Origin of the sequence: Microbacterium sp. A84, assembly GCF_051842815.1 — a bacterium.
In the GTDB taxonomy this organism is placed as follows: Bacteria; Actinomycetota; Actinomycetes; order Actinomycetales; family Microbacteriaceae; genus Microbacterium.
On the sequence record NZ_JBPXMS010000001.1, the window covers coordinates 105,984 to 129,372 of the forward strand.

18 protein-coding genes are annotated in these 23,389 nt (G+C 64.8%); 9 read left to right on the forward strand and 9 right to left on the reverse strand.

The window, feature by feature from the left end; translation table 11 throughout:
• Positions 1–48 precede the first annotated feature (48 nt).
• On the forward strand, positions 49–1,260 hold the full coding sequence (locus ACSU04_RS00570) for a glycoside hydrolase family 3 N-terminal domain-containing protein (protein WP_439288106.1): 1,212 nt from the start codon (positions 49–51) through the stop codon (positions 1,258–1,260).
• Here the strand turns inward: ACSU04_RS00570 and ACSU04_RS00575 are convergent.
• Genes ACSU04_RS00575 through ACSU04_RS00585 form a run of 3 tightly spaced genes read right to left on the reverse strand, consistent with a single transcriptional unit; the run spans position 1,164 to position 3,851 of the window.
• Positions 1,164–2,141 (reverse strand): 3-methyladenine DNA glycosylase, encoded by a 978-nt coding sequence (locus tag ACSU04_RS00575; protein ID WP_439288107.1) that lies wholly within the window; start codon positions 2,139–2,141, stop codon positions 1,164–1,166. The genes ACSU04_RS00570 and ACSU04_RS00575 overlap by 97 nt on opposite strands.
• On the reverse strand, positions 2,141–3,169 hold the full coding sequence (locus ACSU04_RS00580; protein WP_439277948.1) for an App1 family protein: 1,029 nt from the start codon (positions 3,167–3,169) through the stop codon (positions 2,141–2,143). Before ACSU04_RS00580 ends, ACSU04_RS00575 begins: the two co-directional genes overlap by 1 nt.
• Before the next feature lie 4 nt (positions 3,170–3,173).
• Positions 3,174–3,851, reverse strand: a complete 678-nt coding sequence (locus ACSU04_RS00585; RefSeq protein WP_439277949.1) for a DedA family protein — start codon at positions 3,849–3,851, stop codon at positions 3,174–3,176.
• Positions 3,852–3,893: 42 nt separating this feature from the next.
• Between ACSU04_RS00585 and ACSU04_RS00590 the strand changes: the two genes are divergently transcribed.
• The 6 genes from ACSU04_RS00590 to holA all read left to right on the forward strand — a co-directional run bounded on the left by ACSU04_RS00590 (position 3,894) and on the right by holA (position 13,498).
• Positions 3,894–5,210: an anthranilate synthase component I family protein gene (locus ACSU04_RS00590; RefSeq protein WP_439277950.1), complete on the forward strand. Its 1,317-nt coding sequence runs from the start codon at positions 3,894–3,896 to the stop codon at positions 5,208–5,210.
• A 59-nt stretch (positions 5,211–5,269) separates the two neighbouring features.
• Positions 5,270–7,852: a leucine--tRNA ligase gene (leuS, locus tag ACSU04_RS00595; protein WP_439288108.1), complete on the forward strand. Its 2,583-nt coding sequence runs from the start codon at positions 5,270–5,272 to the stop codon at positions 7,850–7,852.
• 140 nt (positions 7,853–7,992) lie between these two features.
• A complete protein-coding gene (locus ACSU04_RS00600) occupies positions 7,993–8,595 on the forward strand; it encodes a helix-hairpin-helix domain-containing protein (protein ID WP_439288109.1) in 603 nt (200 codons plus the stop codon).
• Entirely contained in the window at positions 8,592–10,925 is a 2,334-nt protein-coding gene (locus tag ACSU04_RS00605) for a ComEC/Rec2 family competence protein (protein WP_439288110.1), read from the forward strand. The genes ACSU04_RS00600 and ACSU04_RS00605 overlap by 4 nt, the downstream gene beginning before the upstream one ends.
• A 64-nt stretch (positions 10,926–10,989) precedes the next feature.
• Positions 10,990–12,336, forward strand: coding sequence for a peptidoglycan DD-metalloendopeptidase family protein (locus ACSU04_RS00610; protein ID WP_439288111.1), 1,347 nt, complete (start codon positions 10,990–10,992; stop codon positions 12,334–12,336).
• A 124-nt stretch (positions 12,337–12,460) separates the two neighbouring features.
• Positions 12,461–13,498: a DNA polymerase III subunit delta gene (holA, locus tag ACSU04_RS00615; protein WP_439277955.1), complete on the forward strand. Its 1,038-nt coding sequence runs from the start codon at positions 12,461–12,463 to the stop codon at positions 13,496–13,498.
• A 218-nt stretch (positions 13,499–13,716) separates the two neighbouring features.
• Here holA and rpsT read toward each other — a convergent pair whose 3' ends face one another.
• The gene (rpsT, locus tag ACSU04_RS00620) at positions 13,717–13,980 is read right to left on the reverse strand and encodes a 30S ribosomal protein S20 (protein ID WP_439277956.1); all 264 of its coding nucleotides are present in this window, start codon (positions 13,978–13,980) and stop codon (positions 13,717–13,719) included.
• A 199-nt stretch (positions 13,981–14,179) separates the two neighbouring features.
• Here rpsT and ACSU04_RS00625 point away from each other — a divergent pair, with 199 nt between their 5' ends.
• A complete protein-coding gene (locus tag ACSU04_RS00625) occupies positions 14,180–15,532 on the forward strand; it encodes a GH1 family beta-glucosidase (protein WP_439288112.1) in 1,353 nt (450 codons plus the stop codon).
• The gene (locus ACSU04_RS00630; protein WP_439288113.1) at positions 15,529–16,791 is read left to right on the forward strand and encodes an MFS transporter; all 1,263 of its coding nucleotides are present in this window, start codon (positions 15,529–15,531) and stop codon (positions 16,789–16,791) included. The genes ACSU04_RS00625 and ACSU04_RS00630 overlap by 4 nt, the downstream gene beginning before the upstream one ends.
• Here ACSU04_RS00630 and ACSU04_RS00635 read toward each other — a convergent pair.
• From ACSU04_RS00635 to ACSU04_RS00655, 5 genes are all read right to left on the reverse strand, one after another.
• Positions 16,730–17,464 (reverse strand): alpha/beta fold hydrolase, encoded by a 735-nt coding sequence (locus ACSU04_RS00635; protein WP_439288114.1) that lies wholly within the window; start codon positions 17,462–17,464, stop codon positions 16,730–16,732. The two genes, ACSU04_RS00630 and ACSU04_RS00635, sit on opposite strands and share 62 nt — an antisense overlap.
• Before the next feature lie 67 nt (positions 17,465–17,531).
• Positions 17,532–19,244, reverse strand: coding sequence for an ABC transporter family substrate-binding protein (locus ACSU04_RS00640; RefSeq protein ID WP_439288115.1), 1,713 nt, complete (start codon positions 19,242–19,244; stop codon positions 17,532–17,534).
• Between the two features lie 131 nt (positions 19,245–19,375).
• Positions 19,376–21,304: an ABC transporter ATP-binding protein gene (locus ACSU04_RS00645; protein WP_439288116.1), complete on the reverse strand. Its 1,929-nt coding sequence runs from the start codon at positions 21,302–21,304 to the stop codon at positions 19,376–19,378.
• Positions 21,301–22,203, reverse strand: a complete 903-nt coding sequence (locus ACSU04_RS00650) for an ABC transporter permease (protein WP_439277962.1) — start codon at positions 22,201–22,203, stop codon at positions 21,301–21,303. The genes ACSU04_RS00645 and ACSU04_RS00650 overlap by 4 nt, the downstream gene beginning before the upstream one ends.
• Positions 22,204–22,205: 2 nt before the next feature.
• A complete protein-coding gene (locus ACSU04_RS00655) occupies positions 22,206–23,189 on the reverse strand; it encodes an ABC transporter permease (protein WP_439277963.1) in 984 nt (327 codons plus the stop codon).
• Positions 23,190–23,389: the final 200 nt, after the last annotated feature.

Sequence of the window (23,389 nt, forward strand, 5' to 3'; positions counted from 1 at the left end):
GAGTGACAGGGCGAGTGGCTGTACGAGGGCACGCCGTAGGGTGGAGGCATGCGCCGTCACATCCCGCTCCGGATCGCAGGTGCACTCGCGATCGTCGCCGTGCTCTCATCAGCGGGCGCCGCCAGCGCGCGAACACAACCCGTCACTCAGACCCGTCCCGCAGTCGTGCAGCCAGCAGGCGTTCAGCCTGCCACGTCGGGCGGGCCAGCAACACAGGCAGCGGTGCTCGTCGCCGAGATGACCACCGAGCAGCAGGCCGCGAGCATTGTGATGAGTCACATCTCATCGACCGATCCGGCGGCGCTGTCGGCATACATGTCGAGCACCGGCATCGGCGGTTTCATCCTCATGGGCGCGAACGTGCCGGGCAGCGAGGCAGAGTTGCAGGCGGTGACTGCTTCACTCGCTGTCGACCGTGCTCTGCCGCCACTGATCGCGATAGATCAGGAAGGCGGTTACGTCTCGCGCCTGCCATGGGATGATATCGCCGCATCATCGACGCTAAAAGACCGACCCGCAGCCGAGGCCTCGACGGCGTTCGCCGCGCGAGCCTCGCTGGTGGCACGCGCTGGCGCGAATGTGAACTTCGGCGTCGTCGCCGATACCACCGCAGACACGTCATCGTTCATCTTTGGGCGTTCGCTCGGCGCAGACCCTGCGGCTGCGGCGGATCGTGTGGCCGCTGCCGTCACGGCTGAAGAGTCCTTCGCCGCCTCCACGCTCAAGCACTTTCCCGGACACGGCGCCGCCCCAGGCGATTCGCACGAGCTGATCCCCAACACCGACAAATCGTTCGAACAGTGGCAGCAATCGGATGCGCTGCCGTTCGTCGCGGGCATCGACGCGGGGGCGTCGCTGCTGATGTTCGGGCACCTGTCGTACACCGCGGTGGATGCCGCACCCGCCTCGCTCTCCGCGCGCTGGCATGAGATAGCCCGCGATGATTTGGGCTTCGAAGGGGTCATCGTGACCGATGACCTGGGCATGCTGCAGTCCACGGGCATCCCGGAGTACGCCGATCCCGTTACGAACGCCGTGGCAGCGGTCGCTGCGGGCAATGATCTTGTGCTGGCGATCGCGCACTCCACGCCCGAAAGCGCAGCGCAGTTGACGGCGGGGATCGCCCTGGCCGTCGACACCGGAGAACTTCCGGCAGAGCGGCTTCAGGACGCCGCGGAGCGCGTCATGACGCTGCGGCTGGAGCGCGCAGCATCCAGCACCGTCTGGGCGCCGTGTGCGGACTGCACACCGGCATCCTGAGACGACACCGACACCGGCACTGACACCGGACCAAGCCAGGCATCCAGCATTCGCGTGCGCAGTGCGTTGCCGCGCTCGGCGAAACCGCGCTGCTGGCGCACATACTCGGCCTTGCCTTCGGGTGTTTCGATCGGCACAGGCACCACGTTCCAGGCGGAGAGATCGTACGGGGCCGCCTCCATATCGAGCAGGCGGATGTCTCGCGCGAGTTCGAAGGTGTCAAGTAGCAGCTCGCCGGGGATGAGCGGCCCGAGTTTCATCGCCCATTTGTAGAGGTCCATGCCGGCATGAAGGCAACCGGGTTGCTCGAGTTCCGGCTGGTCAGCACGGCTCAGCAGCTGGCGATTGCGCGGCACGGCATCCGGTGTGAAGAAACGGAACGCGTCGAAGTGCGTGCAGCGCAGATCATTCGACTCGACGACAGCGTCAGTGCCGTCCTGACCGAGGCGCAGGGGTGCAGGATGACGGTGCGCATCGTCACGGTAGACCATCGCCCACTCGTGCAGGCCGAAGCAGCCGAACTGTCCAGAGCGTGCTGCTGTGCGACGCAGTATCCGCTCCACGAGTTCTGCCAGCTGCGCTTTCTCTCGTCCGAAAGCGTCGGCGTCGGGAATGACTGAGTTCGGTACCAGGCCGGGGGCGTACCAGCGCCAGTCGCTCCGCTCCGATGCATCGTTCAGCTGCACTCCGGCGCCGGGATGCCACCGCCGCAGGTGCGCGGGCGAATAGGAATAGTACGTGTGCAGAAAGTCCCAGACCGGATGCTTTTCACCGCGCGTCGCGCGTTCACGATGCGCGAAGGTCAACGCATCCGCGCGCTCCTGATGAGCGCTCTCGCGTAGCAGCCAGGCCGTGCGATCAAGCGGGGACGACGCAGACATCAGTGCAGGATGCCTGCCTCGGTCAGCCGCTCGCGAAGGCCTGCACCATCGGACGCCTCGACCCACGGGGTGGTGCCTTCGGGGTGGTCGTCGTCGGTGGCGCGACCACCGGCCAGAATGGCCTCGGTTGCGGAGAGCTGTCGGATGGCGACGCCTGCGACGGAATCCGGGTGCTCCTGCATGAACTCGCTGTAGATCGACTCGTCGTGCTGTCCATCGTCGCCGATCAGCAGCCACCGTACGTGCGGGAACTCGGCGGCGAGCCGGCGCAGATTGCTGAGCTTGTGCTCTCGGCCGCTGCGGAACCAGCGATCGTGTGTCGGCCCCCAGTCGGTGAGCAGCATGGAACCGTTGGGGAAGAGATGGCGGTTCATGAAGCGGCTGAGCGTCGGGGCGACATTCCACGCACCGGTGGAGAGATAGACCATGGGCGCTCCTGGATGCTGACGTACCAGCTGCTCAAGCAGCACGGCCATGCCGGGCACCGGAAGGCGGGCGTGTTCGTCGACGACGAAGGAGTTCCAGGCGGCGATGAACGGACGCGGTAGCGCCGTGACCATGACAGTGTCATCGATATCCGACAGGACGCCGAACTTCACGTCATCGCCGACGACGAATGCGGTGGCCTCCACGGGCTCCTGACTCTCGACGATCATGGTGAACTTCTGCCAGCCGGCCGGGAGTTCTGCCTTGATCACGGTGTCGATCACGCCACCGCGGTCGGCGATCACGTCGTGCGTGCGCCCCGCGATCGTGACCTGCACCTTGGCGAAGCTGACGGGGATGCCGACGAAGCTTCTCCATCCGCGCACGCTGGGCTGGTCACCGTTTTCTGTGCGGCGCTGCGGCGGCACGATCAGTACGCGGCCGACGACGCGCACCCAGCCGCTGCCGCCATAGCCGGCGAACGGCAGCATCGTTGCGGTGCGTCCACGACGACGCGCCCGGCTCTCTCGCCACACGTGCAGGCGGTGCTCCAGGCGCGCGAACCAGTGGATTCTGGTGTTGTTAGCGCTGTTTTCAGGCATCACTTCAGTCTTTCATGCCTGACGCGGCATCCTCGCCCTCTTTGCCGACGTGCATGTGCCTGGCTTCCCAGCGGGTCAGCAGTTTCTTACTCAGGAAGACCAGGAGCAGAAAGATCACGATGACGCCGACGAACACGTAGCCCGCGAAGTGCACCCGGTCGACGAGTTCACGGAAGGTGCCGGCAGCCAACGAGGTGATGCTGACGTAGGCAGTGGCCCACAGCAGGCATGCGGGCGCTGTCCATGCCAGGAAACGGCGATAGGAGTAGGTGCTCATCCCGACCGTGAGGGGGACGAGGGAGTGCAGCACAGGCAGGAATCGCGAGATGAATATCGCCAAACCGCCACGGCGTTGCAGATATCGCTCTGCCTGCTGCCAGTGCTTCTCGCCGATCTTCCGCCCAACCCAGGAGTGTCGGATGCGCGGGCCGAGCCAGCGTCCGAGCCAGAATCCGATGCTCTCGCCGATGAGGGCACCGATCACGACGGCGATGACCATCGCTATCGCCTCGGCAAAGCTATCGACGCCCATGGAGGCAATGATCACGATGGTGTCGCCGGGGACGATCAGTCCGATCAGGATGCTGGTCTCCAGCATGACGGCGACACCCGCGATCAGTGTGCGGGCGATCGGATCAACAGCCTGCACGGCATCGAGAAGCCATTGGAGAAAGTCGTCCACGCACATGAGAATACGTGCTCGGTCGCACCCTACGCTGAGAGGGTGCCGCACCTTTCGCCCCTGGAGCTTCGACGTACGGATGCGTCGGTTGACGTCGCCGCGCTGTTCGGCGTTCTCGAGGCACGGTTCGAGAACGTCTTCTGGTTGGATGCGGGGGATCGCGCAGTCGAGGGGTGGAGTGTCGTCGGGGTAGGGGAGCCAGATACTGACGGCCCCGGCGGCATGAGACTCGACGAGCCTTCACCGACGCTCGATGGTGCGCCGCCGTTCCGTGGCGGCTGGGTGGGGTGGCTGGACTATGAATCCGGTGCCGGGGCGGCCGGTGCACCTGCCGCCGGCTCCGAAGGCGGTCCCGCCTGGATGCGGGTGCACGGTGCTGTCGCGGTCGATCATGCCACCGGTTCCGCCTGGCTGCTGGGCTCTGCGACCCAGATCGAGGCGTGGGTGCATGCGGCCGCAGCGGTAGCCGAGGCATCCGGTTTATCCACGGTGGTGACTGCCCCCGATCGGAGGCAGGCCACCGCTCGACACGATCCTGACCAGTACACGATGCTCATCGACCGGTGTCGCGAGGCGATCCGAGCCGGAACCGCCTACCAGTTGTGCCTCACGACGCGGTTCGACGTGGCGGGCCCCCATGATCCGGTGCAGACCTATTCGCGCCTGCGTGCAGCGACTCCTGCCCACCATGGCGGATTTGTCCGAATCGGTGGGCGAGCATTGCTCAGCGCCAGCCCGGAGACGTTCCTGCACGCTTCTGAAGGGCGCATCCAGACCCGACCGATCAAGGGGACCCGCCCTCGCGGGGTGGATGCGGAAACCGATGCTGCGCTCGCCGCAGAGCTCCTGGCCAGTGCGAAGGAGCGCGCAGAGAACGTCATGATCGTCGATCTGATGCGCAACGATCTCTCGCAAGTGTGCGTGCCTGGCACGATCCGCGTCGACGGGCTCTGGGAGGTGGAGTCATATCCGGCAGTGCATCAACTGGTCAGCACGGTCAGCGGCCAGGCTGCGGATGGGCTTACCGTTCGAGATCTCTGGAGCGCTGCATTTCCCGCCGGGAGTATGACCGGGGCGCCCAAGCTGTCGGCGATGACGGTGCTGAATGAGCTCGAGGAGAACGCGCCACGTGGGGTGTACAGCGGATGCTTCGGCTACGTGGGCGTCGACGGCGCACTGGATCTGGCGATGGTGATCCGTAGCATCCTGATTGACGCAGAACGTGCCGTCGTCGGAGCGGGTGGCGGAATCACCTGGGGCTCTATCGCGGACGCCGAGGTCGATGAGGTCGCCACGAAGGCGCGCGCGCCTCTGGCAGCGCTCGGTGCTGACCTGCCAGACGCCTGGCGCCGGTATTGATCGGATATCCTGGAAGTTCCTGACTTTTGTGCAGTCCGCTTCCTGAGATTGGCCGTTCGTTGTCTGAAAATCTGTCCTCCTCCACTGAGCCCACCGACGAGTCGCTGTCGGTGCACGCTGTCCAAGCCAAGTGGCAGAAGTACTGGGCGGACAACGAGACCTTCCTCGCGGGCGGTGAGGAAGACACCCGGCCGCGCAAATTCGTGCTGGCGATGTTCCCGTACCCTTCCGGTGACCTGCACATGGGGCATGCCGAGAACTACCTCTACTCCGACATCGTGGCCCGCTTCTGGCGGCACCGCGGGCACAACGTGCTGAACCCGATCGGGTGGGACTCGTTCGGCCTGCCGGCGGAGAATGCCGCGATCCGCCGTGGCGCCGATCCCCGCGAGTGGACCTATCAGAACATCGATCAGCAGAAGCAGGCGTTCAAGTCCTATGGCGTCTCGTTCGACTGGTCGCGCGAGCTGCACACCTCCGACCCGGAGTACTACCACTGGAACCAGTGGCTGTTCCTGAAGCTGCACGAGCGTGGGCTGGCCTATCGTAAGAAGAGCCCCGTCAACTGGTGCCCGAACGACCAGACGGTCCTCGCGAACGAGCAGGTCGTCGACGGGCGCTGTGAGCGCTGTGGCACCGAGGTCGTGAAGAAGAAGCTCACGCAGTGGTACTTCAAGATCACTGACTATGCCGACCGCCTGCTGGATGACCTGAACCAGCTCGAGGGTCGCTGGCCGCACAAGGTGCTGCAGATGCAGCGCAACTGGATCGGTCGCTCGATCGGCGCCGATGTCGACTTCCGCATCGAGGGACGCGAGGAGCCGGTGACGGTGTTCTCGACGCGCCCTGACACGCTGCACGGCGCGACATTCTTCGTGGTGGCACCCGATGCAGAACTCGCCACGGAGCTCGTCGCTGACGCGCCCGCCGAGGTGCAGACGTCGTTCGCGGAGTACCTGGCTACGGTGCAGAAGACGACCGACATCGAACGCCAGGCCACTGACCGGCCGAAGACAGGTGTCTTTCTGGGGCGTTACGCGATCAACCCGGTCAACGGTGAGAAGCTGCCGATCTGGGCAGCAGACTACGTGCTGGCCGACTACGGCACTGGCGCGGTCATGGCGGTGCCTGCGCACGATCAGCGTGACCTCGATTTCGCTCGCGCCTTCGACCTGCCGGTCAAGGTCGTCGTCGACACCACCGCACCGGTCACCGGTGCGATGCCGGTCATCGAAGTCGACGAAGAGGGCGTGCCGATCGACACCGGCGCCGCGACTGTCGACGACCAGCATCCCTCCGTCACGGGTGTCGCGCTCAGTGGCGAGGGCCGGATGATCAACTCGGGCGATCTGAACGGTTTATCCAAGCGCAATGCCGTCGCTCGCGCGATCGAGCAGCTGGTTGCGTCCGGCACCGGCCGTGCATCGAAGAACTACCGCCTGCGTGACTGGCTGATCTCACGTCAGCGGTTCTGGGGCACGCCGATCCCGATGCTGCACCACGAGGATGGCCACGTCACTCCGGTTCCCGAGGCCCAACTGCCAGTGAAGCTGCCGAGCGTTGAGGGCCTGGATCTCTCGCCCAAGGGCACCTCGCCCCTTGGCGCGGCGGAATCCTGGGTACGCACGGTCGATCCCATCAGCGGCGACCCCGTGCTGCGCGATGCCGACACGATGGACACCTTCGTGGACAGCTCGTGGTACTTCCTGCGCTTCCTCTCGCCGAACAGTGACCAGTTCGCATTCGACCCCGCTGAGGCCGCGCGCTGGGCGCCCGTCGACTCGTACGTCGGCGGTGTCGAGCACGCGATCCTGCACCTGCTGTATGCACGCTTCATCACCAAGGTGCTGTTCGACATGGGGCTGATCGACTTCACCGAGCCGTTCAGCAGTCTGATCAACCAGGGCATGGTCATCCTCAACGGCGCGAAGATGTCAAAGAGCAAGGGCAACCTGGTGCTCTTTGAAGATGAACTCGGCGCTCACGGTGCCGATGCGGTGCGCGTCGGTATGGCCTTCGCAGGTCCGGTCGAAGATGACAAGGACTGGGCCGACGTCTCAACGACCGGTGCCCAGAAGTTCCTCGCGCGTGCAATGCGTCTGAGCCACGAGGTGTCGAGCCCGGTCGACGTGCTGTTCAAGGACGGCAACGCTGCGCTGCGGCGAGGTACGCATCACCTGCTCGCCGAAGCTCCGGCTCTGGTCGAGCAGACCAAGTTCAACGTGCTCGTCGCACGCCTGATGGAGTTGGTGAACCTCACCCGCAAGACGATCGACTCCGGTGCTGGCGCGTCCGACCCCGCTGTTCGTGAAGCGGTGGAGACCATCGCGGTGATGCTCGACCTCATCGCTCCGCACACCGCGGAGGAGATGTGGGAGGCACTCGGGCACGAGCCTTCTGTCGGACTGGTGACGTGGCGTCAGGCAGATCCTGCGCTGCTGGTCGAAGACACGATCACGGCCGTCGTGCAGGTCGGCGGCAAGGTGCGGGCACAGTTCGATGTGTCGGCCAAGATCAGCGAGGCGGAGCTGGAAGCACTCGCCCGCGCCGACGAGCGTGTCATCCGGGCGATCGGCGACAAGGAAATCGTGAAGGTGATCGTTCGCGCTCCGAAGATCGTGAGCTTCGCCGTCAAGGGCTGAGCAGTCCTGAACCCACTCTGATTACGGGTTTGGGCGTGGGTCGTGCTTCTGCGTCTGCACAGGTGAGCGCCTGCGCGAGTTGTCCACGGATGCCGTGATCCCGGCGTCCGTCGGTGCGTCGAAGCGCCTACCGTGGCGGGGTGCCAGCGACTGATTCGGCGTCCGCCATCACGGGGCGATCACGCCTGCGGCTGAGCATCGGCGCTGCCGTCGTGCTCGGCCTCGTCGTGCTGTCAGCGGCCGTCGGGCTCGGCATCATGCGCGGACAGGCACAGCCGGTGCAGACGGTGCCCATCAACGCCTCTGGCGAGGCTGCCGTTTCCGGCGAGCTGTACGTGCACGTGCTCGGACAGGTCACGCATCCGGGGCTTTACGTTCTCGATGGCGATGCCCGCGTTGTGGATGCCCTGGCGGCAGCCGGCGGAACGCTCGACGACGCCGACCTGCAGGCGGTGAACCTCGCCAGGCCGCTGAGTGACGGCGAGCAACTCATCGTGCCGGTGAGCGGTGCCGCCGCGCCGGAGGATGGATCCTCGACGCCGGCCGGTGACGGGCTGATCGACCTGAACAACGCGGATCAGGCGGCACTGGAGACGCTGCCGAGAATCGGGCCCGCGCTGGCGAAGCGGATCATCGACTGGCGTGAGACCAATGGACGCTTCCAGTCCGTGGAGGATCTGATCGCCGTGCCCGGCATCGGGGACAAGCTACTGGCGGGCATCCGAGACCTGGTGCGGGTGTGAACGGCAGCACGCGGGTGCGCGACCTGCGGCTGGTGCCGCTCGCACTCGCGGTCTGGGGTGCGGCGCTGCTGTGCGTGTTCTTGCCGGAGCTGGCCTGGTGGTGCGTGGGGATCGGCATCGCCGTTGGCTTCACGATCCTGGTCCTGATGCTTCGCGGTGGTGATCAGCGCGTGCGAGCGAAGGACGGACTGCTCGTCGTGCTCGCGCTGTCGATGGCGGCGGCCGCGATGACCGCAGCATTCGCCGGACCGGCGCGGGCAGGGGCGGCAGATCTCGATGGTCGCGTCATCGACATCGTCGCGGAGGTATCGTCCTCATCGTCGGTGGGCCGGGACGGACGGCTCTGGTTCGACGTGCAAACCTCGTTCGCGGGCACTCCCGGCTCACCCGATCCGCTCTCTGTGCCGATGCGTGTGGGTGTCGAGCGCGTTCCCGGCCTCGATCTTGGCGCGGTCATCCGTGTTACCGGACAGGCGAAGACGACGGATCCGGGGGAGCGCGCTGCGCTGGTCCTCTTTGGCACGACCGTGGAGATCCTGCAACCCGCACGTGGGATCTTTGGTGTCGCCGCGCAGGTGCGGTCAGATTTTGTCGACCGTGCGACTCGGTTGCCGGAACCGGGCGCGGGTCTGTTGCCCGGGCTCGCCGTCGGCGACACCAGGGCGGTTTCGGAGGAGCTCAATGCGGCCATGCTCAGCTCAGGCCTCAGCCACCTCACGGCTGTCAGCGGGGCAAACTGCGCAATAGTCGTCGGAGCGGTGTTCTGGCTGGTGGCGCTGTGCGGAGGCGGTCGGTGGCTGCGTGTGGTGCTGGCGCTGACAGCGCTGGCCGCATTCGTCGTGCTGGTGACACCGGAGCCCAGCGTGATCCGCGCTGCCGTGATGGCTGGCCTGGCGATGCTGACGCTGCTGTGCGGGCGCCCGAGTGCGGGAGTGGGTGTGCTCTGCCTCGCGGTGGTCGGCATTCTCGTCGCCGATCCATGGCTTGCTGCAACCCCGGGATTCGTGCTTTCGGCAGCGGCAACCGCGGCACTGATCGTGCTCGCACCGCCGATTTCTCGTGGCCTATCCCGATGGATGCCGCAGCCGCTGGGCCTGGCCATCGGCATTCCGCTCGCAGCACAGTTGTCCTGCGGCCCGATCATCGCGCTGTTCGCTGAGCAGCAGTCGATCATCGGCATCCCGGCCAACATGCTGGCGGGCCCGGCCGCCCCCATCGCGACTGTGATCGGACTGCTCGCGTGTCTTGCGGCTCCGATTCCTCCGCTGGCGGATCTGTTCGCGGCATCCGCCTGGCTTCCTGCGGCGTGGATCTCGGTGACCGCGACCGTATCGGCAGCGGTGCCAGGCGGTACCGCAGCGGTCGTCCCCGGGATCGGTGCGGCACTGATCGTCGCGCTGCTGAGCGTGGCGATCGGTGTGCTGCTGTGCACCGGCGGCTTCGCGGCCGTTCGGTGGGTACGCGGAGCGTCGACCACCGTGCTGGTGGTTGCTGTCGCGCTGGTCGGCGCACGGATGCTGCTCGACGAGCCATTGGCGCACACAATGGTGCCGGAGAACTGGGCGATCGCAGCCTGCGATGTTGGGCAAGGGGATGCACTCTTGGTGCGTTCAGAGGAACAAGTGGCGCTGATCGACACCGGCATGGAACCGGACCTGCTTTCGACATGTCTGAACGCGCTGAGCATCGACCGGATCGATCTGCTCGTGCTGACCCATTTCGATGCCGATCATGTCGGTGCCGTCTCGGTGGTCGAAGGCCGCGTGGACACCGTGCTGCATGGGCCGACCGACTCCGGGCAGCAGGAACAGCTACTCGCGGGACTGGCACGGGGCGGTGCGGATCTGGTGCTGGCATCCGCCGGCATGCACGGCACGCTGGGGGCGGCAAAATGGAACGTGCTGTGGCCGAGGAAAGACTCTGTGGCGTTCCCGGCGGGCAACGACGCCAGCCTCGTGGTGGAGTTCGCCGGGGGAGAGGTGCCGCGCTCGCTCTTCCTCGGCGATTTGTCCGCCGTGCCGCAGCGCATGCTGAGCGGACAGATCCGGGGAACATATGCGGTGGTGAAGGTCGCACATCACGGCAGCGCCGACCAGGACCCTGGCCTGTACACGCTCCTGCGGCCCGCTGTGGCGATCCTGAGCGCTGGCGAGGACAATGACTACGGTCATCCGCGCGCGGAGACCATAGCCCTCGCAGAGGCCGCCGGTGCTCTCACCGTGCGCACCGATCTGCAGGGGCGCATCCTGATCGGGCTGAAGAACGACGAGCTGACCGTGTGGACCGAGCGAGATCGCACACCCGACGGCACCGCCGATGCGGACAAGTGAAGAAGACGGATCCGGGGGAGCGCTCGGACCTCGTCGTCTTCGGTATGACGGTGAGGTGGGCCTTGTGGGATCCGCCCGGAGCGCTCAGGATGGGCGTGGGGGAATTATGCAGGCGGGCGAATCAGATCGGGAAAAGGGCGTCGCATCCACCCGCGTGAAGCGGCTGATGCGCGTCTCTTATGCGTGCGTGGCCGCGGCTGCGATCGTCATCGCGGCAACCGGAGCGGGCACACTCATCGACGCGCCTGACGAGAACCTGCCGGAGGCGGCCGCCTCGCTAGTGGTGCACGACGAGTTGGATCACATCGAGGCGCCCGAGTCGCATACCGCGGGGTTCTCCGACGTGGCGACACGATTCGCCGAACGCGCGCTCGTCCAGGCGACTGCGCGCACCGCCAGTGTCTACTCGGCGACGACGACGAAAGAGCTCGCCGAGAAGGGCCGAGCAGCCCGTGAGGCGCTCATCCGGTCGGCCATCGAGTCGGGTCTGGAAGTCGACCTCTCACGATTTAAAGACGACGACGTACTGTCGTCCGTCGGCGAGTTCATCTGGCCTGTCGCGAACGCCAGGATCTCGGACAACTTCGGCACGCGAGGCGGGCAGCACGCCGGCATGGACCTCGCAGCCGCAGGAGGCACACCGATCACGGCCGCCTCGCCCGGCATCGTCGTACTCTCGAGCGAGTCGCACTACGGGTATGGCGTCGCCGTCATCATCCAACACATCAACGGCGTGCAGACGCTCTACGGGCACATGACCTACGGCAGCCGCGTTGTCGAAGAGGGCGACTGGGTAGAAGCTGGGGATCCGATCGGCCTCGTGGGAAGCACCGGCCACAGTTTCGGAGACCACCTGCACTTCGAAGTGCGGGTCAAGGGCGTGGCCGTCGATCCGCGCGGTTACCTCGACGGCGCAGGCGATCCCGTCAAGGTCGCACCGTGGACGCCGAAGCCGGGCGGCACGCCGGCGCAGGTTCCCGTGGCTCCGGAGCCCGCGACGGCGCCGAAGCCGGTCCCCATGCCGAGTGGCACACCGACCCCGTCCCCGACGGGTACCCCGACTCCAGCCCCGACGGGTACCCCGACTCCAGCCCCGACACCGACGGACCCACCGGGCACGCCGACACCGGATCCGACTCCCACGGACCCGCCGACCACGCCTGAGCCGACGGACCCTCCTGTCTCGCCTGAGCCCACGGACCCTCCTGTCTCGCCTGAGCCCACGGACCCGCCGACCACGCCTGTGCCGACGGACCCTCCTGTCTCGCCTGAGCCCACGGATCCGCCTGCCTCACCGGAGCCGACGGAGCCGCCCGCCTCACCTGAGCAGCCGGCCGCACCGGAGCCAACACAAGAGCCGACGGCACCGGCCAACACGCCTGAACCGTCGCCGTCTGCCGCGCCTGAGTAATCCCCGAGGGCACTGTCGTCGAGTAAGACCGCGCCGAGCGCGGACGCGCTACCCAGACGCAGGGCGAACGAGATGACACCCCGACGGCACCGCCAACGTCGGTGACCGCGGGTAGGCTCGAATCATGGCCGCTCCTCGTTCCTCAGCCCGTGGTGGCGCGAAAGCGACGAAGATCGCGCAGGTGTCGTGGCGCGACCCGCGGCCGGCACCTCTTGTGCTCGTCTTCGGACCTGAAGAAGTGTGTGCTGAGCGGGCGATCGCCGGCATCCGCGACTATTTGCGTGCGGAAGACCCCGCGCTGGAGATCAGCGACGTGCGTGCCGACGACTACGCGCCCGGCACGCTATTGGCGCTCACTTCTCCGTCGTTGTTTGGTGAGCCTCGGCTCGTGCGAGTGTCAGGCGTCGAGAAATGCTCGGATGCCTTTCTGCAGGAGGCTGTCTCCTATCTCAACAACCCGCAGGACGGTGCGACAGTGCTGCTGCGGCACACCGGTGCAAGTGTGCGGGGCAAGAAACTGCTGGACGGGCTGCGCAGCGGCACCGGCGGTGGTATCGAGATCGCGTGCCCGACGATCAAGCGCGACAGCGACCGTGTCGATTTCGCGGCGGGGGAGTTCACCGCTGCGCGGCGCCGGATCGCTCCTCAGGCTCTTCGAGCGCTTGTCTCAGCGTTCGCCGATGACCTCACCGAGTTGGCCTCGGCATGCCAGCAGTTGATCCGCGATATCGAGGGCGATATCAGCGAAGAGACCGTCACCAAGTACTACGGTGGCCGCGTCGAGGTCTCAGCCTTCGTGGTTGCCGATACGGCGATCGCTGGTCGCTATGGCGAAGCGCTGGTCGCACTGCGCCACGCGCTGGACTCCGGTGCCGATCCGGTGCCGATGGTCGCGGCCTTTGCGATGAAACTGCGCACGATGGCCCGCGTCGCCGGTCAGCGCGAGCCCAGCCGCAGCCTGGCGCAGCGACTGGGAATGAAGGATTGGCAGGTCGACCGAGCCCGTCGCGACCTGAGCGGTTGGAATGAGCGGTCGCTGGGCCTGGCAATTCAGGCCACAGCGAGAGCGGATGCCGAGGTCAAGGGTGCTGCGCGCGACCCGATCTTCGCGCTCGAGCGCATGGTCACAGTCATCGCCACGCGGGCACCTTTCGGGGAATAGGCCGTCCGGCCGTCTCGGCCCTCGCCTTCGCCCTTCCAGCCCCGCACACTTGCAGGGCCGAAGCACGGATGCAGGGGCATCCCTCGGCGTGTCGCCGTACATCCGTATGATCGCCCTGCAGGTGTACGGCCCGCGGGCGGGGGAGCGACCGACGAGATAACAAAAAAGCCCGCCCCGCGAACGGGACGGGCTTCTTAGAAAATTCAGCTCAGCTTTATTCAGCTCAGAGCCGAAACCTGCTTAGCCATCGACGACTTGCGGTTCGCAGCCTGGTTCTCGTGGATGACGCCCTTGCTGACGGCCTTGTCGAGCTTCTTCGAAGCGACCTTAAGCGTTGCCTCGGCGGCGGTCTTGTCGCCCTTGGCGATAGCCTCGCGGGTGCTGCGGACGGCAGTCTTGAGTTCGGACTTTACGGCCTTGTTGCGGGCCTGAGCCTTCTCGTTGGTCTTGTTGCGCTTGATCTGCGACTTGATGTTTGCCACGCGTGGAAACTTCCGTTCAGTGATGGATGGGGTATGTCGTAAGCAGGAAGAGGGCCGCTGTCCGACGGTCGTGAGGGGCGAACCCACACGCAAGCCAAGAACCAACTCTACCAGGTCTGCGGCGCGTTATTCGCGCGCCACTGGCGCTGAGCCTTTCGGATGCGGCAAGCTGGGCGCTACCCGAGCGAAGGAGCTCTTCATGGCGGATGCAAGAGAGCGGACCCTCGTCCCACCAGCAGGCATGCGCTGGTCAGCGGCTACTGCGGCGTTCCAAGTCGAAGGGTCGCGTCACGCAGACGGCCGCGGACGCTCGATCTGGGATGATTTTGTCGATACTCCAGGTCGGGTGAAGGATGGCTCCACAGCAGAGCCGGGGCCGGCGAGCTACGAGCGCTACGCGGACGACATCGCACTGCTTCGTGGACTCGGAGTTGACCGGTATCGCTTCTCGATCTCATGGGTGCGCGTGCAGCCGACCGGCAGCGGCGCAGCGGAACGTGCGGGCTTGGCCTACTACGATCGCCTGGTCGACGGGCTTCTCGACGCTGGAATAGTGCCCTTCCCCACGCTGTATCACTGGGAGCTCCCTTCCGCGCTGGAGACCGCAGGCGGCTGGCTCGCGAGAGACACGGCAGAGCGATTCGCGGAGTACACCGAGATCGTGGCGGATGCCCTGGGCGATCGGGTCAAGAACTGGTACACGATAAACGAGCCGGTATCGACAGCGCTTCAGGGCTACGCGATCGGAGAGCTCGCCCCTGGTAGGCAGCTGCTGTTCGACTCGCTCCCCACGGTGCATCACCAACTGCTGGCACACGGACGCGCTGTCGCCGTGCTGCGTGCGCACGGTGCCGATACCGTCGGCATCGCGAACAATCACACCTGGGTGCGCCCCGCTACCGATTCTGACGCCGACCAGACCGCGGCACACGTGTACGACGTGATTCACAACAGGCTGTTCGCCGACCCGGTACTGACCGGCAACTATCCAGATCTGAGCTCCCTCGGCGTCGAGTTGCCGGTCCAAGACGGCGACATGGACATCATCTCCCTGGCATCCGATTTCTACGGAGTGAACTTCTACAACCCGACCACGATCGCGGCCGCACCCGACGGAGCACCTGTACCGTTCATCCAGGTGCCAACGCCCGGCGTGGAGCACACCGGCTTCGGCGAGCTGTGGCCCATCGAACCGGCGACGCTCACGATGTTCCTCGCTGATGCTGCCCGCCGATACGGAGACCGGCTGCCGCCGATCATCATCGGTGAGAACGGTGCGTCTTTCCCCGAGCCAGACGTGGTCGCAGGTCCGATTGACGATGACCGACGCATTGCCTACCTTGAGGGGCATATCGGTGCGGTTGCGGATGCCATGGCACAGGGCGTCCGCGTCGACGAGTACACGGTCTGGAGCCTGCTCGACAACTTCGAGTGGGCTGACGGATTCACGCAGCGCTTCGGCCTGGTCCACGTGAATCAGCAGACGTCTCATCGCACGCCCAAAGCGTCGTACGACTGGTATCGCGCGCTGATCGCAAAGGCGCGCCGATGAAGGGTTTGATGCCGCGCGATGGCCGCGTGGGCGGCGGATGGCTGACGTTGTTCGCTGTGGCGTGGCTTGCGGTCTGGACCGTGCAGCTCACGCCGGTGCAATTGTTGCTTCCGCTTCAGTTAGACACACCGGGCGGAGAGAACGATTGGATCACCGGTGTCATCTGGTCAGGATTGATCCTGTCTGTTGGTGGCATGGCAGGAGTGATCGCAGGACCTCTCGCCGGCCTGCTGTCAGACCGCACCAGGTCGCGGTGGGGCAGGCGACGCCCGTGGGCGATTGGCGGGTCTGTGCTGTCTGCCGCATCCCTCGTGCTCACCGGAACGGTGAGTGAGCCGCTTGCGGTCGGCGCGGCGTGGGTGGGCGTCTCGATCGGTGTCGCGGTGGTGTCAGCCGCGCTCACGGCGATGATCGCCGACCAGGTCTTCGCCCAGCGCGGCACGGCGTCTGCGTTCGTGAGCTCCGCACAGGCAGTGGGAATTGTCGTCGGTGTCGGTGCTGTCGTTCTGCTGGGGCTCAGTGTGGCCGCGAGCTACATCATGCTCGCGGGGCTGATCCTCGTCATCGGGGTGGGCACCGCGGTACTGCTACCCGATCCGCAGCCGGCGTCGACGCGGAAGATCGCGAAGGAGAACTGGCGAGAGCGGATGGGGGCGCTCCAAGACCGGAGCTTCGTCTGGGTGCTCGCCAGCCGGCTCACGGTGAACATCGGCAATGCGCTGGGCACCGCGCTGCTGCTCTTCTTCCTGCTCTACGGTGTCGGCTCACCTGCGGCGACCGCAGAGGATGACCTGTTGCTGCTCATCGTGATCTACACGATCTTCGTGGTTGCGGCATCCCTCATCGCAGGATCCCTCTCAGATCGCACCGGAAAGAGAAAGCCGATCGTCATCATCGCCGCGCTGATCCAGGCGCTCTCGGCCGTGATGATCCTCATCTCGCCGACCTTCATCGGCACGGCAATCGCGGCCGCGGTGATGGGTGTCGGCTACGGCGCGTACATGGCCGTGAGCCTGGCGCTTGCGACCGACCTGCTGCCGAAAGCCTCGCACCATGCGCGTGACCTCGGCATCGTGAACGTGTCTGCCAGTCTCGGACAGCTGCTGGGTCCGCTCCTGGGCGCGGGGCTGGTCGCACTGGTGGGCGGCTTCTGGCTGCTGTTCCTCGCCGCTGGCATCCTGTCGGTGCTCGGCGCGGTTATGACTTTGGGAGTGCGTCCTGCCGCAGCGTTGCCACAGCCACATCGAGCAGCGCATTGAACACTCGCGGACGCATCGCGGTGACCAGGTGCGAGGTGCGTGGCACGACGATCAGCTCCGAGTGCGGTGTGAGGCTCTGGAAGAGCTTCTCATGCGTGCGCAGCTGGTCGAACTGGCCGTTGATCCACCACAGCGGCATGCGCATCCGGTGCAGGCCAGCTAAGAGATCGAGCGTGCCGAGGCTCGCCAGCGCGACGTCTTGCGCGGCGAACGCGTAGCCGCCGGCGGCGAAATCACCTCTGGTGTCATCGGGCAGCGTTGCGGCCAGCACTTGGGAGGTGAGCCATTGTCCCTGGTCGGGGAGCGCGTTGAACGTGCGCGCGACGAAGCGATATGCGCTGAGCCCTGTGCCCCGAGGGAGACCGGTGCAGGAGGCTCCGATGAAACCGGCGATCGGCGGTGCGTCTTCGGCACTGGCATACGCGACCGAAAGCAGCCCGCCCATGGAATGGCCCACGAGCAGCACGGGGCCTCGAACGGCGGCATCCTGAACGGCCGCGTCGATCGTCGCGAGCGCGACGTCGAGCGTGAACGTCTCCTTCATGCGCGAACCGTGTCCGGGGAGATCCACCGCGGTGGCGGCGACACCGCGCTCGGCGAGATGTGCGAGCTGGGCGCGCCACATCGTGCGGGAGGTACGGATGCCATGCACGAGGACGACCTGGATGCTCATGTACTCCAGCATAGAAAAAGCGGGGCCGGTGGATGAACCACCGGCCCCGCTGAGTGTTGCGAGGTGCTTACTTCTCCCAGCCGACGTTCTCTACGGGCTGGACGCCGAAGCCATCCATGCCTACGTAAGGCTCGGGGGTGAGGTTCGCAAGACCCGTCTTGACGGCCGAGATGATCGGACCGTTGTAGAGCGGCATGAGGCCCCAGTCCTGGAAGATCTCTGCCTCGAGCTTCATGGCCGCAGCCGTCTGCTCGTCTGCGGTCGGAAGCGACTCGACCTCATCGTGGATGCGCTGGTCCATCTCAGCCGACTGAACGCCAGAGAGGTTCAAGCCCATGTCCATGCAGTACAGCTGGCAGAACCACGCAGCACCGAACGGGTCAGATGAGGTGAAGCGCAGCGACGAGACGTCCCAGTTCTTCGACACGTAGTCGTTCGAGAAGTCCGTCGACGGGCGAACGTCGACCTGCAGGTCGATGCCAACTTCCTTCTGCTGTGCCTGAAGCGCCTTTCCGAGCGCCTCGTTGGTGGGGCTGTCGCTCCAGATCGGGTACACGACCGTCAGCGTCTCGCCATCCTTCTCGCGGATGCCGTCGTCGTTCAGCTCCCAGCCTGCCTCTTCGAGAAGCGCGCTGGCGGCCTCAGGGTTGTACTCCCAGCCGGCCTCAGCAAGAGCGTTGCTGTAGCCAGGCTGGAACGGGAACAGCGTGAGCGAGCCTGCCGGCTCCTCTTCGTAGTCCAGACCGTTCCAAGCGATTTCCTTCTGCTGGTCGACGTTGATCGCCTTGAAGAACGCCTCGCGGACCCTGACATCCTCGAACTGCGGCTTGTCAGCGTCGACCTGGATCAGCGTGCTCGCGGTCTGCGTTGCGCGGTACAGCTCGATGCCTTCCATGTCCTTGACCTGCTCGAGGCGGTCATTGCTGGTGACCTCGACAGAGTCGATCTCATCGGCCTTGAAGGCGTTGATCGAGGCCGCGGCATCCATTGCCTGGAAGGAGACCTTGTCGAGAAGCGGCTCGTTGCCCCACCACAGCTCGTTCGGAACGTACGAGATGTACTGGGAGTTCGCGTCGAACTCGTCGATCTTGTACGGGCCGGCGCCCCACTCGGGGTGCGGGTCGCCGATCATTGCCTCGTTGAAGGTGGTCGGGTCAGCCAGCGCGGGGTGGATGATGCCGGTGAGGAAGGGCATCTCCGGCCATGCGAATTCACCGTCGAAGGTGACGATCGCGGTCTTCGTGGTGTCGCCCTGCTCAACCGAGGCGATCTGCTTGTAACCGTCGGTCGCGTTGGGAGTGAAGCCCTCGTCCGTGGAACGGTTGGCCTTCCACGTGGCGTCGATGGCAGTCCAGTCCATGTCGGTGCCGTCGTTCCAGTGCGCCTCATCCGTGAAGGTGAAGGTGATCTGGGTATTGCCGTCGACAGTGTCGAGCTCCCAGGCATCGAGGTACGCGTCGTTCTTGTACGGCGTGCCGTCGGCCTCCATCAGCATCATCTGGGGCATGTACCAGGATGCGACGCGCGTGGTGTTTGCAGAGGCATCGCCGTTGAATGCGTTCATCTGCTCGGGGATCTCGGTGAGCTGGAAGCGAACTTCGCCGCCCTGAGCGAGATTCTCGCGCTCCTGCGGGTTGTAGTCCGCGGACTTGGTCTCAACGGGCGCTGTTCCGTTGTCGCCGCCGTCACCGTTGTCGCCGGTGTCGGCTGCACAGCCCGAGAGGGCAAGTGCGAGGGCTCCGCTGAATGCGAGCGCCCCCATCAGCTTGTGCTGCTTCATGGTGCTCCTTTCGCCTTTCGGCGTGTCATAAGGCGAGAATAGTTCGCACACCGGCCAAATTGCAGTGATCACAGTGAATCATGGCTAACTGTTATCGGACGGTGACCGAGCGTTACCTACCGGTAACACGCTTAGCGTGAGACGGGCTCGGCCTGCATCGTTTCCGGGTTGAACACGAGGCGGTCGCGGGTGCGCTCAATGTCAGGATCTGGCACCGGGATCGCCGAGAGCAGCGCCTTCGTGTACGGGTGCTGAGGGTTCTCGAAAATGTCGTTGACCTCACCGTGCTCGACGAAGTCGCCGAGGTACATCACGGCAACACGGTCAGCGATGTGACGGATCACTGAGAGATCGTGCGCGACGAACAAATACGACAACCCGAGCTTCACCTTCAGCTCATCGAGCAGGTTGATGACACCGGCCTGAATCGAAACATCGAGCGCCGAGACCGGCTCATCGAGGACGATGATCTTCGGATTCGTCGACAGCGCGCGGGCGATGCCGATGCGCTGACGCTGCCCACCTGAGAAGGCGCCAGGGAAACGATCGATATGGGCGGGGTTCAGCCCAACCAGATCCATGAGTTCCTTGACGCGGGGGTGTACCTCTGCCTTGGGCGTGCCGATGGCACGCAGTGGCTCCGCGATGACGTCAGCAACAGTCATTCGCGGGTCGAGTGCCCCCATCGGATCCTGGAACACGATCTGAATGTCGCGACGTACCTGACGCTCGATGGAACGGCTGGTGATGTCATTGACACTCGTGCCATTGATGATGATGTCGCCATCATGCTGCTTGACGAGATCCATGATCTGCAGCAGCGTCGTCGTCTTGCCGGAACCCGACTCGCCGACGATGGCCATCGTCTCGCCTTCGCGCACGTCGAAGCTGACGGCCCTGACGGCGTGCACCTCACCGACCTTGCGCTTGAAGAACGCGCCCTTCAAGAGCGGGAACGTCTTGTTCATGTTGCGCACGTCGAGCGTGATGGCACGCTCCTCGCGCGGCATGCGGGTGAGGTCGCTCTCCGGGAGTTCCGGGATAGGGAACACCGGGAGGCCTCCGAGGAGACCGCCATCGTCGATTTCATTCGCACGAATGCAGGCGGCCTGATGCGGATTGCCGGTTCCCGTGTGCACCGGCACCAGATCAGGCTCGCGGGTGCGGCAAGCGTCTATGACGATCGGGCAGCGGTCCGCGAACGGGCATGCATCCGGCAGGTTGATCAGCAGGGGAGGGTTTCCCTTGATCGGAACCAGCGGCTCCTTCTCTGCCTTGTCGACGCGAGGAATCGCGGCCAGGAGCCCGATCGAGTACGGCATCCGGGTGTGGTGGAACAATTCGCCCACCGGAGCGTGTTCGATGGGGCGGCCCGCATACATCACCATGACGTCATCCGCCATGCGCGCAACCACGCCCATGTCGTGGGTGATCATGATCGTGGCGGCGCCGGTCTCATCTTGCGCCTTCTCGATCAGGTCGAGGATCTGCGCCTGGATCGTCACGTCAAGTGCCGTGGTCGGCTCGTCGGCGATGATGAGTTTCGGATTGTTCGCCATGGCGATCGCGATGACCACGCGCTGGCGCATACCGCCGGAGAACTCGTGGGGGAAGCCCTTCATGCGCTTCTCCGGCTCGGTGATGCCGACAAGTCGCAGAAGCTCGACCGAGCGATCCCAAGCATCCTTCTTCGACAGCCCGCGGTGCACCGTGAGTGCTTCGATCAGCTGATCGCCGACGGTGAACACCGGAGTAAGCGAGGTGAGTGGATCCTGGAAGATCATCGCCAGACCATTGCCGCGAATGACCGACATCTGCTTGTCGGACTTCCCGAGCAGTTCCTGGCCGTCATAGATGATCGAGCCGGAGACACGGGCGTTCTCATCGAGAAGGCCCATGATGGCGAGCGAGGTGACGGACTTGCCGGAACCGGACTCGCCCACGATGCCGAGAGTCTTGCCTGCTTCGAGGTCGAAGGAGACACCACGCACAGCGTCGACCCGGCCGGCCTCTGATGCGAAGCTGACCTTGAGGTCGCGTACCGAGATGATGGCGCTCATGCTTGTCCTCCTGCAGCCGAGGTGGGATCGAGGGCGTCGCGCAGACCGTCGGCGACGAGTGCCATCGAGACGGTGAGCAGCGTGAGTGCCGCTGCCGGGAAGTAGAACAGCCATGGGGCGCTGGTGATCGTGTTCGCGCCTGAGCCGATCAGGGAGCCGAGTGAGACATCGGGGATCTTCACACCGAAGCCGATGAAGGAGAGGCCGGTCTCGGCCATCACCGCGCCGACGATGCCGAGAGTGAAGTTGATCACGAGCAACGAGCCGATGTTCGGCAGCAGGTGGCGCATGACGATCCTCATGCCGGAGACGCCCATGTAGCGAGCCGCGTGCACGTACTCGCGTTCGCGCAACGACAGTGCGGTCGTCCAGACGACACGAGCGGGGAAGTACCAGCCGACCACGAAGATCAAGATCAACGCAATGACTCGCCAGTCACCGCCGGACTTGTTGGACAGCAGCGACAGGATGAGGAAACTGGGGATCACCATCATGAAATGGATGATGGTGAGGGTGATTTTCTCGGTCCAGCCGCCAAAGTAGGCCGCAGCCGTGCCGATGATCGCAGACAGCACCGTGGTGCCCACAGAAACACTCACCGCGATCATGAGCGAGCGCTGCAGGCCGATGGCGACCTGGGCGAAGGCATCGTTACCTGATGCGGTGGTTCCGAACCAGTGTTCTGCCGAGGGGGGACGGCTGAGGTTCAGGAAGTCGAGCTCGATGTGGTCGTACTTCGCGATGAGTGGCGCGATGATCGCGAACAGCACGAGCAACACAAAAATGACGATGCCGGCGACCGCTGGCTTGTTGCGCATGAACCGTCGCGAGTACAGCGTCCACTTCGACATCGGTTTGCTGGTGTCGAGTACGGAGGTCTCAGTTGCGGAGATTGTCATGATCAGTTCACCCTCACTCGCGGGTCAAGAACGACGACCACAATGTCGGAGAGGATCGCTCCGAGCGCGGTCAGCAGGCCGGCGAAGGCAGCGACTGCGACCACGCCGTTGATGTCGCTCTTCGTGATGGTCTCAATGAAGTACTTGCCCATACCGTTCCACGCGAAGATCGTTTCGGTCAGGATCGCGCCGGTGAATACCGCGGGGATGCTGAACGCCACCTGCGTCGCGACGGGGATGAGCGAGGTGCGCAGGGCGTGCTTGCGAATCGCCTGCGGCTTCGTGAGGCCCTTGGCTCGTGCCGTGCGCACGTAATCGGCGTTGATGTTGTCCAGCAGGAGCGAGCGCTGCAGGAAGTGCGTGCCGGCGTACCCGACGATCACCAGAGCGATCGTGGGCAGAGTTATGTGCTGCAGTTTGTCTATGAGAAGTGGGAAGAACCCCTCCACCCCCTTGCTGGCGGCGCCGGTCACAAAGAAAATGCGGATACCGACGAGGTTGTTCAGCCCGATAGCGAGAAGCACCAAGCCCAAAGCCGCGACGATGATGTTGATGTTCATCGTGATGATCGAGGTCGCCTGACCGATCCGGTCGGCGAGCTTGTACTGCCGTGAAGCCGTGTACACGCCGAGGGCGATGCCGAGGACGGTCATGATGATCGTCGCGCCAAGCACGAGTTCCGCGCTGACCCACATCCGGTAGGCGACCTGTTCGTTGACGGAGCCGCCGGTCGGGCTCACGCCCCAGTCCCATCGGAAGAGAATGCCGCTGAACCAGTTCCACCACCGCTCCCAGATCGGGACGGAATCGCTGAGATTGCGAGGCTCGAGCAGATTGGTGATCTGCTCTTCAGAGAGCGGTGGACGCCGACCGACGTAGTTATTCCGTGGATTGAGGAAGCCCCAAGCCAGGAAGAACGTGATGTTGGTCGCGATCACGATCATCAACAGCCAGCCGAGGGTACGGCGCAGAAGATACTTGATCAAGGTTTTGTCTTTCTCTATTACAGGCGCGCTCGGGATCGGCCGACGCAACGCTGAGTCGGGATGTATTCAAACATCTTCAACCCGATTGTGCGACCGATCTCCCTCAGAACGACTGATACGGAGTCGGGTTTTGTCTGGCACTCGGTCTCGCCGAGTTCGTACAGGGCAACCTCGCGAGACTATCACCGGTGCGCGCGAAT